Consider the following 13,458-nt stretch of genomic DNA (forward strand, 5'->3'; position numbering starts at 1 on the left):
AAAGCCATTATGCAGCAGTCGCCGTTTTTCACGCGTGGTCTCAGCGGTATATCTAGCGGCCTTCTGAATACTTGGTATGGCCTGTATGAACACAAATCCCCACCGTCTACGCAGTACCTTCGTGACCGGCGCCACCGGCTTACTGGGCAACAACCTGGTCCGCGAGTTGGTTGCACGCGGCTACGCGGTCAAGGCCCTGGTGCGCTCGCAAACCAAGGCTGAACAGCAGTTCAGCGACCTGCCGGGCGTGGAATGGGTGGTGGGCGACATGGCCGATGTCGGCGCCTTTGCGGCGGCGCTGCAGGGCTGCGACACGGTGTTTCACTGCGCGGCATTCTTTCGCGATAACTACAAGGGCGGCAGCCACTGGGACGCGCTCGAAAAGATCAACGTGACCGGCACACGAGCGCTGCTCCAGCATGCCTACGACGCAGGGGTCAGACGGTTTGTGCACACCTCTTCGATTGCCGTGCTCGACGCGCACCCGGTACGCCCATCGATGAGACGTGCCTGCGCGCCGAAGCCGATGCGGATGACTACTACCGCAGCAAAATCCTCGCTGAGCGTGAAGTGATGAGGTTTCTGCAAACTCATCCTCGGATGGATGCGTGCATGGTACTGCCCGGCTGGATGTGGGGGCCGGGCGACCGTGGGCCGACGTCCTCGGGGCAATTGGTCAAGGACGTGATCAACGGCAAGCTGCCGGGGCTGATCCCCGGCACCTTTTCGCTGGTCGATGCCCGCGATGTGGCCTGGGCCCACATTGCCGCCGCCCAGTACGGGCGACGCGGCGAACGTTATCTCGCGCCGGCCGCAACTTGACCATGCGCCAGTTAATCCCGCTGCTGGGACGTATCGCCGATGTGAAAACACCGTCCCGACAACTGCCACTGCCCGTGCTCTACCTGTTGGCCGCCGTGCAAGAGACCTACGCCTACCTCACCGGTAAACCCATTTTGCTGAGCATGGCGACCCTGCGGCTATTGATACGCGAGGAGCACCGCACCTCGTTCAACCACCGCAAGAGTGAAAAGGAGCTTGGCCTGAGCTTTCGCGCGCTGGAGCAGACCGTCACCGATACGGTGGCTTGGCACCAGCAGTACGGCGGGGTGTAAAAAAGCCCCAGGCCGACAGGCCTGGGGCTTTTTTGTGGGCAGAATATACGTCTGCCGCTGAACGCCTATATCATGCGTGAGCCCGTATTTTTGAAGCTCAATAAGCAAGCGACGTGACTGCACGTCGTGCGACGACCGCCGGTAAAGGTCGAAGGAATTGCCATGAACATCGAATCAATCACTATCAAAGGATTTAAAAGCCTCACAAGTCTGACGCTTGAGGGGCTGACGCCCTTTACCGCCCTGGCTGGCTCCAACGGCGCCGGGAAAAGTAATATTACCGATGCCCTGGCGTTCTTCGGTGCCGTTGTAAAGCGCGGAGCGGCCACCGCCATTCGCGATTTCGGTGGCTTCCAACAAATCCACTGTTTCAAATACCGCAAAGAAAAAAGAACTTCACTGTCCTTTGAAATAAAAATAGAGATCGATAGTGAACAATTTGAATACTCGCTCAAGCTTATTGATATCGACAAAACCCCTCAGGTCATTGAAAGCCTGAAGGTCAATGGAGAGCTGTGCATTGACCGGCGCCAAAACGGCGAAACACGACTGACGCTTTCTGGCTACTCTCCACTCACACCGCTTCTGCAATACCCTCAAGACATGACGGCACTGATGTTGTTCAGCAACTCACCGCTCTATAAGTTCCTTACAAACATACGGGTGTTTCGCATTGATCCAATGGCTGCAAAAGAGCCGGACAGCTCGACCGCCGATGCCACAATGTTGGACAGCCATGGTCGAAACGTCGCAACCATGCTCTCCGTACTCGAAAAGGACGACGATTTCAGAACCCAAGTCCTCGAGTGGATTGAGCTGATTGTGCCCGGTCTGGAAAATGTCTCGACTGAAAAACAACGTCTCGACAGTGCTACGGTCATCACATTCAAAGAAGAAGGCACCCGAACTCACTTTCCTGCGCGCTTGATTTCCGACGGTACTATTTATGCCCTGTGCATCATGACCGCCGTGTTGAGCCGCACGGCTCAGGCGGGTCTGACCATTATCGAAGAACCTGAACGCGGTATTCATCCGAAAGCCATCGGCGAACTCGTTACGCTCATGCGTGACAACGCGACGGTTGAGCATCCCGTTTTCATTACTACGCACAGTGAATCCGTGGTGCGTAACTTGAATCCGGAGGAGCTTTGGCTTGTGAATAAAATCGAAGGCCGTACAGGCGTCAAATGCGCTGCGGAATCCGGCGTGGATAAAACCCAGATCCCTCTGGACACCGCTTGGCTGACGAATCTGCTTAATGGGGGACTTCCGTGGTGAAAGTTGGTTTTATCGTGGAAGGCGATTGTGAAAGGATCGTGGTCGAGTCCGCAAACTTCACTAAATTCCTGAGTGACTGCGGACAGGAGTTGGTAACCCCTGTGATTGACGCGAAAGGAGGTGGGAACCTTCTTCCACACAATATTGATGCGTTCATTCAGGTGTTAGAGATGAAGGCGGTGAGCAAAATCTACGTTCTCACCGATCTGGAGGAAGAGGTCTCGGCTGATGTCGTTCGTGACCGTATAAGCAACGCCAAAATCAAAACCATATTCATCGCAGTAAAAGCCCTCGAAGCATGGTTCCTCGCTGACAGCCAGGCAATGAGCAACTGGCTTAAGCAGTCGTATCATGAGCCCTATCCTGAAGCGACCCTCAACAAACCCTATGATCGCCTTAAAGAAATTGCCAAAATCACAGGTGTCTCAGGACCCGGCAATAAACCAGCGTTCGCCAAAAAAATGATCAAGCACTTCGATTTCAGTATCGTTCGCGCAGCGCAGCATCCGCAGTGTCCCAGTGCACGCGAGTTGGTTGATTACTTTCAAGGAAAGTGAACCCACCACCTGCATCTCCTTTTTCAGGAGCGCTGTCAGTTGATCGACGCCAGCGCTCTCTCCAGGCAGCCAAATTCACATACCGGACAGGTATGGCAACCCGGAGATACAAATGAGCGCCCGAATTTGCACAACCTGCCACGCGAGCCGAGTCACTGTTTGTGAAGCGCCTCCAACTTCGCCGGCAGATCTTCCTTGGGAAAGCGCTCGTGCAACGCCAGCAACTTTTCATCCGCCGCCTTGGTTTGCCCCGCCTCACGCAACCGGATAATTTCCCGCAGCCCCTCCTCCAACGAAGGCAGGGCAACCGGTGCGCGCTTGCTCATTTTTGCCATGGACTGATCCGACAGCGCGCCGGAAATTTCGGCCTGAACCGGTGCACTTTCGGCCTTGGGCGCAGCGGCGATCCGTGCCATTGGCGCGATTGGCGCCGGCGCGGCGCGGAAAACGCTTGCGGTGCGGGTTGGGCGGCTTCTTCGTGCAAGCCGGAGAACGTCGCGGTGGGGATTTCCGGTTGCGGCACCGGCGAGCGCATGACCACGCCGATCATCAATGCCAGACCGGCCACGGTGGCGAACGCCATTTGCCAGCGCGGGCGTTGGCAGGCGTGCAGCCAGCGTTGCCACAGGTTCGGTTGCGGCGCCGGGGCTTCGCGGCGGGCGGCGTTGAGGATGAAGGCGTCGAGCGAAGCAGGCGGCTCGCCCGTGCTGTGTTGACGGAAATGCTCGATCAGCTCGTCGTCAGGGATGTGTCGGGAGTCAGTCATACAGGTACCTCCTCGGCCAGCAGGCGACGCAATTTCTGCTGGGCGTAGCGCAAGCGGCTTTTTACGGTTTCCAGCGGGGTTTGGGTGAGCGCCGCAATCTGCGGCACTTCGAGGTCGCCATGCAGGCGCAGCAGGAACACCTCACGCTGGTCTTCGGGCAAGTCTTGCACGGCCGCGTCAAGGCGCGCCTGGTCGCGGCTCAGGCTCAGCTGTTGCTCAGGGCCGGCGCTGTCATCGGCCTGGGCGTGCAGTTGCTCATCGTAGCTGTCGTGCAGCGGGTTGTGGATGCCGTGCTTACGCCAGTGGTCAATCAGGCGGTTGCGGGCAATCTGGAACAACCACGTGCGAAAACTCGCCCGGCCCTGTGGCTGGGTGCTGCTGCGGATCAGGCTGAGCCAGGTCTCCTGGTAGATTTCCTCGGCCAGTTCGGCCTTGTTGCATAGCGACACGAGGAAACGGTACAGGCCCTGGCGATGGCGCGCGTACAAGGCTTCGAACGCCGCGGCGTCGCCGGTGCGGTAGCGCGCCAGCAGGGATTCGTCGCTGGGTGGGTTGTCGGGTACGGCCATGTGGGTGGCGAACTCCTTTCTGTCAGCCGAGGCTGATCTAACTGTGGGAGGGGGCAAGCCCTCTCCCACATTGGATCATTGTCGTATGTGGGGTCAGTGTTTCAGGCTTTGGGCCAATTCCACCAGTTGCACGAATTCGTTGCGCAAGCCGAACGGGTCGTCGCCCCGCGCCGAGCGGGCCAGTGCGGCGGTGTCTTTCAAACTCATGCTGCCAGTGTAGCGGCCATCGCCCTTGAGCTGTTGGGCGAAGGCGGCCACGGCGGCCGAGAAGCGCAGATCGTCGCTGGCCTTGGCGGATACGTTGCCAACCGGCCGCTCGATCAAGCGGCTGTCACCGCCCGCCGCAGGCTTGTAGCGCACCCGCACCATCGCCAGCTCATCGGATTTGCCTTCAGCGGCAGGCGCGACGGCGTAGCGCAGCGGCTCCAGCCAGCCCTTCTGTCCTTTCGGCACGATTTCGTACAGCGCGGTGACGGTATGGCCAGCGCCGATTTCACCGGCATCCACTTTGTCGTTGTTGAAATCCTCACGCTTCAACGCGCGGTTTTCATAACCCAGCAGGCGATATTCGCTGACCTGGGCCGGGTTGAATTCCACCTGCAATTTTACATCCCGCGCCACCACGGCCAGGGTCGAACCGAGCTGGTCCACCAGCACTTTGCGGGCTTCGCGCAGGGTGTCGATATAGGCGTAGTTACCGTCGCCGGCGTCGGCCAGTTGCTCCATCAGGTGTTCGTTGTAGTTATCCACACCGAAGCCGAGGGTGGTCAGCGAGACGCCGCTTTTACGCTGCTCGGCGGCCATCTGCTTGAGGCCGTCGAAGTCGCTGATGCCCACGTTGAAGTCGCCGTCGGTGGCCAGCAGGATGCGGTTGATGCCCTTGTCGATAAAGCCTTCGCGGGCCATCTGGTAGGCCAGTTGAATACCGGACGCGCCCGCGGTGGAGCCGCCGGCGGTGAGTTGATCGATGGCGTTGCGGATTTTGGCTTTATCGCGGCCCGAGGTGGGCGGCAGCACCACGCGGGATTCACCGGCGTACACCACCAATGACACGCGGTCCTGCTCGCGCAGTTGATCGACCAACAATTTCAGCGTGCTTTGCACCAGCGGCAAGCCTTCGCGGCGGTCCATGGAGCCGGATACATCCACCAAAAACACCAGGTTGGCCGGCGCCAGCTCCGCCACGGCACGGTCGGACGCCTTGATGCCGATGCGCAGCAGTTGCGTGCGCGGGTTCCACGGCGTGGCGGCGACTTCGGTGGTCACGCCGAACGGCGAGCCGTCGGTGGGCAGTGCATAGTGATAGGGGAAATAGTTGACCATTTCCTCCAATCGCACAGCGCCTTCGGGCGGCAGGCTGCCTTGATTGAGGAAACGTCGGACGTTGGCGTAGCTGCCGGTGTCGACATCCACGCTGAAGGTGGAGACCGGTGTTTCGGCGACGCGATGCACCGGGTTGTCGGGCAGGTTGGCGTATTGCTCACGGGGTTCGCTGCGGTAGTCCAGGGTTGCGGATTCCTGCTTCGCCAGGCGTGCGGTCATCGGCGCGGGCATCGGCATGGGTTTGCTTCGCGCGCCTGGTACGGGGTAGGGCTCAAGCACGGAGAGCGGGCCCGTATCGACCGGGGCGACCACCTCCGGCGCGGGCGACACCCCGCAGCCGGCCAACGCCACCAACAGGGTAATGGTGAAGCCTTGGGCAGCAGGACGCAGGAAGAGCAGAGGGCGGGACATGGGCTGAACCTCGTGAATGAATGATCCGTTCACAAGGTCAGACGCAAGGTGCGGGATGTTCGGGTTAACCCAAATTCAGATAACACCACAGATCAATTGTGGGAGGGCCTGTGGTGTTTTCGGAACCGGGATCAGTCCGTGCCGTACTTGGGGTTGCGCGGGCCGTACAGGATTCCCGTGCGCTGCCCCGCCGACAGCAACCGAGCACTGGTGATACCGGCAATCGGGTGCGCCGCATCGGTGGAGCTGTTGATCACCTGCTTGACCGCTGCGGTGATCAGCATGCCCACCAGGCCGCCGCTGTTGTTGTTGCCTTCCTCGCTGGAGGCCCGTGCCGAGCCGGTCCACAAAGTGGTGCCGGTGCGCAGGTCGACCAGTTTGGCCGAGGCGGTCACGGCGGTGTCGCTGGAGATCAGCATGTACTTGGTGCCGTACTCGCTGACGGTGATGTACAACGCCGCGTCCGCGCCGAAGATGTCATGCAGCTTGGTCGGCGGCAGACCCTGGATGTCATTGGCGGTGGTGAGACCGTTCTGGCGGAAGGTTTCGTCCACCAGGGCGATCGGCATCACGTAGTAACCGGCTTCGGCCAACGGGTAGGTCACTTGCGAGACCAGGCTGTACGAGGCCTGTACTTCCGGCGATTCGTTGATCGGCGGCAGCACCAGGATCGACTTCGGTCGCGCCTGTTTGTACGCCGTGTAATCAATGGTCTTGGGTGCCGCGCAACCGCCGAGCAAAGCCAGGGCCAGCAGGGCGCCGGTGAGTTTCAACAGGCTCATTTGGTGGCCACTCCGGTCTTGGCGTTTTTCAGCAGAAAGTCCATGTACGCAGCGGACTCAGGGAACAGGGCCTTCTCGGTGCGAAATTCCTGCACCATCTGGTCGTCCTTGCCCATGCTCAGGTACAGCATGCCCAGGTGGGCGTGGTAGCCCGGCGGCGCCTTGCGGCCACTGGCATTGATCTTTTGCAGATCACGCTCCAGCGCCTCGACCTGCGCTTCCTTGGGCTCGCCCTTGAAGTACTCGTAAACCTGCGGCTGGTAGCTTTCCCATTGATACAGGGGTGGGGGCGCCGTCTGGCACCCGGCGACCGCCGCGATTGCTGTCAGCATCAGCGCTAACTTCACTGCCTTGCTCATCCGTGTACTGCTCCTTTAAGGGTTGCTGATCAGTTGCGCGGGTTCCAGGCACCGGCGTTGATACCATCGACCAGACGGTTGATCGCTTCGCGCATGGCCAGGTCCAACACTTTGCCATTGAGGGTGGAGTCGTAGCTGGCGGTGCCGCCGAAGCCGACCACTTCACGGTTGGACAGCGCGTACTCACCGGCGCCCTGGGTGGAATACACCACTTCGGAGGTGCTGATGTTGACGATGTTCAACGCCACTTTGGCGTAGGCCACCTGGGTCTTGCCACGGCCGAGAATGCCGAACAGCTGGCGGTCGCCGGTTTCCTTGCGACCGAACTCGGTCACGTCGCCGGTCACTACGTAGTCCGCGCCCTTGAGCTTCTGCGCAGTGCCTTTGATCGCGGCTTCCTGGGACATTTCGCCCATGTTGTCGCGGTCCAGCACGCTGAAGCGGTTGGTCTGCTGAAGGTGGGTGATGAGGATGGTCTTGGCCTGGCCGCCGAGGCGGTCGACGCCGTCGGAGAAGATGCCACGCATGTAGCTGGAGCGGTTGTCGAACTTGCCCACGGCAATCGGCACGCGCACGCCGGAGTATGCGACGTTGGCGCTGGCGACTTGCTCCACCGGCATCGCGCGATTGCTCTCGGTGGCGCAACCGGCCACGCTCAGCAGTACTGCGCCGGTGAGGCCCGACAGCAGGATTTTGGAGAGTATTTTCACAAGGTGCTCCTAAGTGGGAAATCGGGTGCAGCCGAAAACACTAGCGGGACGGAATATCGCGCAGGTCATCGACAATGAAACGGCTCAATAAACCGGTGTAGAACGTCTCGACGCTGGAGTTACCCGTATTGGTCAGCACCCCGGCCATGGTCTTCATGTTCTGCCAGTCACCCACGTATCCGCGCGGCATCAGCCCCTCGCGCACCTGGGAAAAATGCAGCACCTCGGCACCGGCCTTCTTGACCTTTACCTGGTAGTTGAAGTCGACACTGGCGAGGATGGTGTTGTCATCCACAATGTTGGTGATGAAGCCGCCCTTGGAGTCTTGAATGCGACGGGTGTAGACCACGTTCACATCCAACAGGTAATCGGCTTTGTCTTTGCTGGTGGCGTAGCGCTTGGCCTTGAGCAGACGGTCGACCAGATCGACGCCCAGTTGCTGGCGAACCTTGTCATCGGGCAAGAAGCGTTCGTTTTTGCCGACTACTTCGACGTCAAAGGTGTCGAGCCAGTAAGTGGCGGTCTTGGGAATGGTCACAGGCGCCGGAGAAATGTAGTAATCCGGCTTGGAGGCGCAGCCCGCCAGTAGGCAGACGGCGAGGAATACGGCAAATGCGCGCATGTCTGAATTCGTCCCTGAAAAGTATCGTGCTTTAAACAATCGCGGCATTTTACGGGGTTGAGAGCGGTTCTCAAGGTGTTTCGTCGGTTGGTGTGCGGTGGTGCACGTTACTCAATGTGACAAGGGAGCTTGCTGCTCAAGCGTTGACCACAATCGTCTTGGCCAACATATCGCCCAGGCGACGACGCAGCCCGAACAGCACCAAAAATCCATCCAGCGGACTGAACAACAGCTTGCATGCGTTGCGCAAAAACGACTGGGGAATCGTGCAGATCGTGGGATACGGAAAACCCACAACCGTTATACGACACAAGCGTTTACCAAGGCTTTGACCCTTGGGCAAAGCGTCGCAAAACAAAAAGTACCCGAAAGCCAGCAGCGTTAACCCGGAGTGAACGACCTGCAGAAGCATCGGCCCCAGCACATCGTAGAAACGCATGCCGAGCCAAACCAGGACATATTTCAACAGTAAGATGAACACAACCACGGCCATATCGATGCTGAAGGCAAGGAGCCGATTGACACGGCTGGCCCGGTTGTAAGTGTCCGCTGTGGTGGCTGGTGAACTCATCGCGATAAACCTCTGAGGTAAAAGGTGGCCAAGTACCGCCCGGCGTGAGAGCCGCGCGGTAACCTGGCCAATCGGCGCAAGCCCGGATTACTCGATCAGGTCCGGGCGAGTAAACCTTGCAGCGCAGGCGCCGCTAAGCTGCGGCTTAGAACGCGTAGCGCGCTTTGAGCATTACTCCATCGGCGTCGAAACCACTGCGAGCCTGGCGGGTGTAGCTGGCGCCGACGGTGAAGTCCGACACGTTGTAGTTCACGCCCACGCTGGCCTCGTAGCTGTCACGCGCCACCGATGCACCGGTCACGGTAAACGCCGAACCGCCCTCTACGAAGCTGGAGGTTTGCGCCACGCGGTCACCCATCAGGTCGTGATAGGCCATCAGCGTCGCTTCTGGCTGCAAGCGGCCGGCGCCCATCGGCAGGTCGCCGGCCAGACGCACGCCCGCGCCCAACTCGCCCACTTCATAGCGCTGCGAACGCGTGCTCAGGGCGGCCGAAGAACCCTTCTCGTCGTAGCCATCCATGCGCACATTGGAATAACGCGCGGCCACACGCGGCTCGATCACCACGGCTCGGGACGGCTTGAAGCTGTAACCACCGATCACGCTGGCCGACAACACGTTACTGTCGTAGCTGCCTTTGGCCGTAGTGCCAGCGATGTGGCGCTTGCTGTCGTTTTCGTTGTGGCCATAGCTGAGGCTGCGTCGACGAACCAGTTTTGCAGGGCCCAGTTACCGTACAGCGACAGTGCATGTCCTTCGACGTCGGTCTTGTTGCCCAGGTCGGAATGGATGTTGGAATTGAGGTAGCTGTAGGCCACGCCCAAGGTGGTGGTGTCGTTCAAACGACCGTCCACACCCACTGCCATGCCGCTGCTGTTGGCCGAGTAACCGTTGTTGCCGCCCCGACCGTCCTGGTCCATGTTGCTGCTCAGGCCCTGCACCCACACGCCGCCAACCTGATGGCTTTCACGCTGGTCGGTGAGGCGATTGAAGATCGCGCCGTTAACCACGGACTGCCCCGACAATGCCACATCGAGGGCGCCACGGTTGACGTCCGGCTTGAGCTGGTCGCCGACCTGCGCCAGTTGCTGCGCGGTGCCGGCGTTGGCCAGGGCCTGGAAGACTTGATCGTCCTGGCTGAGGGTGCTCAACACGCCGTTCTTGAAGCGGTTGACGGCCGTGGCCGAGGCCGCGCCGGCGCCCACGCCTGCCAGGTCCTGCTGAACCTGTTGGTCATTTTTAACCGCTACCACGGCCTTGACCGTTTGCGCATCGACCGAGTAGCTGAGCACGTCCAGCAGCGATGAAGCGCTGGTCACGGACAACCCGTTGTTCTGCACGCGGGTGGCTTGCAACAGGGTGTACTGGGTGCCGTCGTTGGTGCTGGCGAAATCGCCCGGGTTGGCGCTGACAGTCAGCTTCGACGCCTGGGCGAAGTTGGCGGTGCCGTTGACGGTCAGGTACGGCGTGGTCGGCACGACGCTGTCGGACAAGTGCATATCGATGCCGGCGCCGCTGGCAACGTTGAGGTTGCCGGTGATGGCGGTGCCAGGCGCCGACAGGTTCAGCGAGCCCGCGTTGACCGACACCGGTGCGATGATGCGGCTGCCGGTGAAATTGGCCTGGCCTGCGACGTTGACCGCATTGAGGTTGAGCAGGTCGCCGGTGATTTGGCCGCCAGTCCAGTTCAGGGTGGCGAGGTTATTGGCGTCGATGGCCGTGCCGGAATTGCTGCGGATTTCGCCGGCTTGCTGGTTGATTTCGAACGACGACGTTTGATCGGGGCCGACCAGAATCGCCGTGCCATCGGCGGTGATCGTGCCACGGTTGATAATGCCGCGCGAACCGCTGGCACTGTTCTGGGCAAAGGTTGCCTCCAGAAACTCGAAGGCATTGGCGTTGGTGCCCTTGGCCTCAAGCGTGCCGGTGTTGAGGATGTAATCGATGGTGCCGTTATAAAAAAACATACCCTTGGCGTCATTGCCATTGGCAGAAATCAAGCCGCTGTTTTCGATACGCAGCGGGTTGGTATCGGTTTCCACTTCAATGCCCCAGGCGCCTTCACCCGTGGCGGTAATCGAACCCGAATTGAGCAGCTTACCGCCGATAGTAGTTGGCGTGCCGCCGTTGACGTCCAGGATCAAACCAATCGCATCCGGGCCTGCCATATCGATCACACCCGTGTTTGAAACATCGCCCGCGATGGTCGTGCCATGCAGATAAATGCCTTCACCGCCGCCCAGGTAGCCGGGGGTCGTCACAGTTCCCGTCGGAGGCGTCGAGCGGATAGTGCCGGAGTTGATAACACTGCCGCCAATGGTCGTGGCGCCGATCTCAAGCCCTTCATAGCCGCCGTTGCGCATCAGAATGTTGCCCGCCTGAATCACATCTCCCGTGATAGTACCGGGGTTCAAATTGGCTGGGCCCGTCCAGAACATCGGGTCGATAGCGATTGCACGAACAGTGTTGCCTTGCGACTCCAGCGTGATATCTGCGCGATTGATCAACGAACCCTGGATATGAGTATCGGCGACACCCAGCCCGGCCGGGGGCGAATTGGTCGGCGTGGTGATCTGCGTGGTCTGCCCGGTGAGGATAAGCGACTCGTTGTAGGTCTCGCTGACAAACTGGGTCTTGCCTGCGCCAAGGTCAACTTCCACCGCCAGCACCTGCGTGCTGATTGCGCCAACCATGATTGCCAACAGACTTTTCTGGAACGGCTTACGCTTCATTTCAAACTCCATGAACTACAGGTCAAAGCCGCCAACAGGCCCGGCGGCAGTAGGTGTATCGAACGAAGGGATCAAAGGTCCCGAATGCATGCCCTCGGCGCGTTTGCCGAATGCGCAGGCGCGCACCTTCGCACCGCACAAGGCAGTGGCGAAAAAGGGAATAAAGGGGGAAAAAGCTCACATCAATCCTTAATGTCTTCGAAAACGCTGCAGTCCATGCAGCCGACCGCGTGCGGGTAGGCGCGGTAAAGACCTTTGAATGTACGAAAAGGTTCAGGATTGTGTCGGAAAGTTGTGCAGTCGGTCACAGGGTGACGAGGTAAAAGAAGCTGGCCGGCCATGAACCGCAGCGTTGCCCACCCGGCAACCCATACTCGAAAGCTTTATGGAAAAGTCGTCCCAATGCGCGCGCGCTCGTTCGAGAACCAGATGCCGGTGACCTTGCCCACTACGTCCTCCACCGCGACCTGGCCCATGAAGCGGCTGTCGTTGCTGTTGTTGCGGTTGTCGCCCAACAAAAAGACATGGCCCGGCTCGACCTTGATCGGCGCCATTGCCTGCGATTGCGGCCCTTGCACCCGGTCGGCCGGTGCATGAAACAGCCCGAGGTTTTCACCGTTATGGATCAGTTCACCGTTCACGATGGCTAACGTATCCCCCGCGACACCCGCCACCCGTTTGACCGCTTCGGTGCCATTCCAGCGATACACCACCATATCCCCCACCTGCGGCGCGCCGGCTTGCAGGTCGGCGATGATGTAGTCGCCAATGGACAACGTCGGCACCATCGAGCCCGACGGAATGTAATAGTTCTTGAAGCCCAGCAACGGCACCCGAAAGACATCCAGCATCAGCACCAGGATCAGCACCCCGCCGACGTACAGAGCATGAACACGTTTACGCGGCACATTGGGCGCGCCGCTGTAGCGACGCGCCAATACGGCGGACACGATGGCGGAGGTCAGCTTGACCGTGATGACGAACGCGAAGAAGGCATACAGCCCAAGCGGTGTGGTGATCCACCCCAAGGCGCCCATCAGCGCGACCCCGCCGAGCAACAACGCGGCGACCCGCATGCCCCACTGCAGGCGGCCCACATACACCAGGCCCCAGCCCGGTATGAGGCAGGCCATCAGGAAAGCCTGGAGGGAAAGTTTTGCGGGTTTCATCAAAGGTCCTTTATACGGCGAATGTCTACTTCAGCTCTTGCACCAGATAACGCCCGGAAATCTGCGTGATCCCGGTGAGCGCCCGGCGTAAGGCCTCGGGGTCTGTGCGGTAGGTGAGCGGCGTGTAGCCGTAGACATTCTGACCATTGAACGGCGTGACCGCCTCGCTGGTGCGCCAGATCATTTCATCGCCCCGATTCATCTGCGCCACCACGTTGAGGGTGGGGTAAATCACACTGCTGAACCCCTGAGTCAGGCGAAAGCCCCACTCGGCCACGGTCAGCTGGATCTGCGCATCGGCGGGCTCGTCGTCACCGACCACCTTGAGCGTTGAGGTCTTGCCCAGCGCGTCGATAAAGCCCTGCTTGAGCAACACGCCTACATCGATTTTTTCCGCCTCCATCACCGTCAAAATCGCCACGGGTGTCGGCATCTCGGCCAACTGCCCGACCTTCATGCCGGCCGCGAACCCCGCGCCGCTCAACGCCGCGGTGCC

General features: G+C 60.0%; 11 protein-coding genes and 3 pseudogenes. 3 read left to right on the forward strand and 11 right to left on the reverse strand.

Annotated elements, in window-relative coordinates; all coding sequences use genetic code 11:
* Positions 1 to 85: 85 nt before the first annotated feature.
* From JWR98_RS08400 to JWR98_RS08410, 3 genes and pseudogenes are all read left to right on the forward strand, one after another.
* Positions 86 to 1,115 (forward strand): annotated as a pseudogene (locus JWR98_RS08400) (SDR family oxidoreductase).
* A 162-nt stretch (positions 1,116 to 1,277) separates the two neighbouring features.
* Complete coding sequence (locus JWR98_RS08405) at positions 1,278 to 2,393, forward strand: AAA family ATPase (RefSeq protein WP_078731035.1); 1,116 nt, start codon at positions 1,278 to 1,280, stop codon at positions 2,391 to 2,393.
* Positions 2,390 to 2,950, forward strand: a complete 561-nt coding sequence (locus JWR98_RS08410; protein WP_256858135.1) for a DUF4276 family protein — start codon at positions 2,390 to 2,392, stop codon at positions 2,948 to 2,950. Before JWR98_RS08405 ends, JWR98_RS08410 begins: the two co-directional genes overlap by 4 nt.
* A 152-nt stretch (positions 2,951 to 3,102) precedes the next feature.
* Here the strand turns inward: JWR98_RS08410 and JWR98_RS08415 are convergent.
* From JWR98_RS08415 to JWR98_RS08465, 11 genes and pseudogenes are all read right to left on the reverse strand, one after another.
* Positions 3,103 to 3,716, reverse strand: a pseudogene (locus JWR98_RS08415) (hypothetical protein).
* On the reverse strand, positions 3,713 to 4,285 hold the full coding sequence (locus tag JWR98_RS08420; protein ID WP_078731033.1) for an RNA polymerase sigma factor: 573 nt from the start codon (positions 4,283 to 4,285) through the stop codon (positions 3,713 to 3,715). Before JWR98_RS08420 ends, JWR98_RS08415 begins: the two are co-directional and overlap by 4 nt.
* A gap of 93 nt (positions 4,286 to 4,378) precedes the next feature.
* Positions 4,379 to 6,019 carry a vWA domain-containing protein gene (locus JWR98_RS08425; protein WP_205489751.1) on the reverse strand — a complete coding sequence of 547 codons (1,641 nt, stop codon included), beginning with the start codon at positions 6,017 to 6,019 and terminating at the stop codon, positions 4,379 to 4,381.
* Between the two features lie 131 nt (positions 6,020 to 6,150).
* On the reverse strand, positions 6,151 to 6,801 hold the full coding sequence (locus tag JWR98_RS08430; RefSeq protein ID WP_003170918.1) for a DUF799 domain-containing protein: 651 nt from the start codon (positions 6,799 to 6,801) through the stop codon (positions 6,151 to 6,153).
* A complete protein-coding gene (locus JWR98_RS08435) occupies positions 6,798 to 7,160 on the reverse strand; it encodes a DUF4810 domain-containing protein (RefSeq protein WP_003170917.1) in 363 nt (120 codons plus the stop codon). Before JWR98_RS08435 ends, JWR98_RS08430 begins: the two co-directional genes overlap by 4 nt.
* Positions 7,161 to 7,189: 29 nt before the next feature.
* Positions 7,190 to 7,870 carry a CsgG/HfaB family protein gene (locus tag JWR98_RS08440; RefSeq protein ID WP_205489752.1) on the reverse strand — a complete coding sequence of 227 codons (681 nt, stop codon included), beginning with the start codon at positions 7,868 to 7,870 and terminating at the stop codon, positions 7,190 to 7,192.
* A 40-nt stretch (positions 7,871 to 7,910) separates the two neighbouring features.
* Complete coding sequence (locus tag JWR98_RS08445) at positions 7,911 to 8,492, reverse strand: hypothetical protein (RefSeq protein WP_141064896.1); 582 nt, start codon at positions 8,490 to 8,492, stop codon at positions 7,911 to 7,913.
* A 136-nt stretch (positions 8,493 to 8,628) separates the two neighbouring features.
* A complete protein-coding gene (locus JWR98_RS08450; RefSeq protein ID WP_205489753.1) occupies positions 8,629 to 9,063 on the reverse strand; it encodes an RDD family protein in 435 nt (144 codons plus the stop codon).
* A gap of 174 nt (positions 9,064 to 9,237) precedes the next feature.
* A pseudogene (locus tag JWR98_RS08455) lies at positions 9,238 to 11,805 on the reverse strand (autotransporter outer membrane beta-barrel domain-containing protein); the annotation flags it as partial.
* 371 nt (positions 11,806 to 12,176) lie between these two features.
* Entirely contained in the window at positions 12,177 to 12,962 is a 786-nt protein-coding gene (gene lepB, locus JWR98_RS08460) for a signal peptidase I (protein WP_205489755.1), read from the reverse strand.
* A 25-nt stretch (positions 12,963 to 12,987) separates the two neighbouring features.
* Positions 12,988 to 13,458, reverse strand: a 471-nt coding sequence (locus JWR98_RS08465) for a hypothetical protein (protein ID WP_205489756.1), incomplete at its 5' end; no start/stop codon positions are given.

Origin of the sequence: Pseudomonas lactucae (assembly GCF_016937615.1) — a bacterium.
Classification (GTDB): domain Bacteria; phylum Pseudomonadota; class Gammaproteobacteria; order Pseudomonadales; family Pseudomonadaceae; genus Aquipseudomonas; species Aquipseudomonas lactucae.

Bases quoted from the DNA above. Each gene is read 5' to 3' on its own strand.
- JWR98_RS08430 (WP_003170918.1), bottom strand. From the start codon at position 6,801: ATGAGCCTGTTGAAACTCACCGGCGCCCTGCTGGCCCTGGCTTTGCTC.
- JWR98_RS08405 (WP_078731035.1), top strand. From the start codon at position 1,278: ATGAACATCGAATCAATCACTATCAAAGGATTTAAAAGCCTCACAAGT.
- lepB (WP_205489755.1), bottom strand. From the start codon at position 12,962: ATGAAACCCGCAAAACTTTCCCTCCAGGCTTTCCTGATGGCCTGCCTC.
- JWR98_RS08435 (WP_003170917.1), bottom strand. From the start codon at position 7,160: ATGAGCAAGGCAGTGAAGTTAGCGCTGATGCTGACAGCAATCGCGGCG.
- JWR98_RS08450 (WP_205489753.1), bottom strand. From the start codon at position 9,063: ATGAGTTCACCAGCCACCACAGCGGACACTTACAACCGGGCCAGCCGT.
- JWR98_RS08445 (WP_141064896.1), bottom strand. From the start codon at position 8,492: ATGCGCGCATTTGCCGTATTCCTCGCCGTCTGCCTACTGGCGGGCTGC.
- JWR98_RS08420 (WP_078731033.1), bottom strand. From the start codon at position 4,285: ATGGCCGTACCCGACAACCCACCCAGCGACGAATCCCTGCTGGCGCGC.
- JWR98_RS08425 (WP_205489751.1), bottom strand. From the start codon at position 6,019: ATGTCCCGCCCTCTGCTCTTCCTGCGTCCTGCTGCCCAAGGCTTCACC.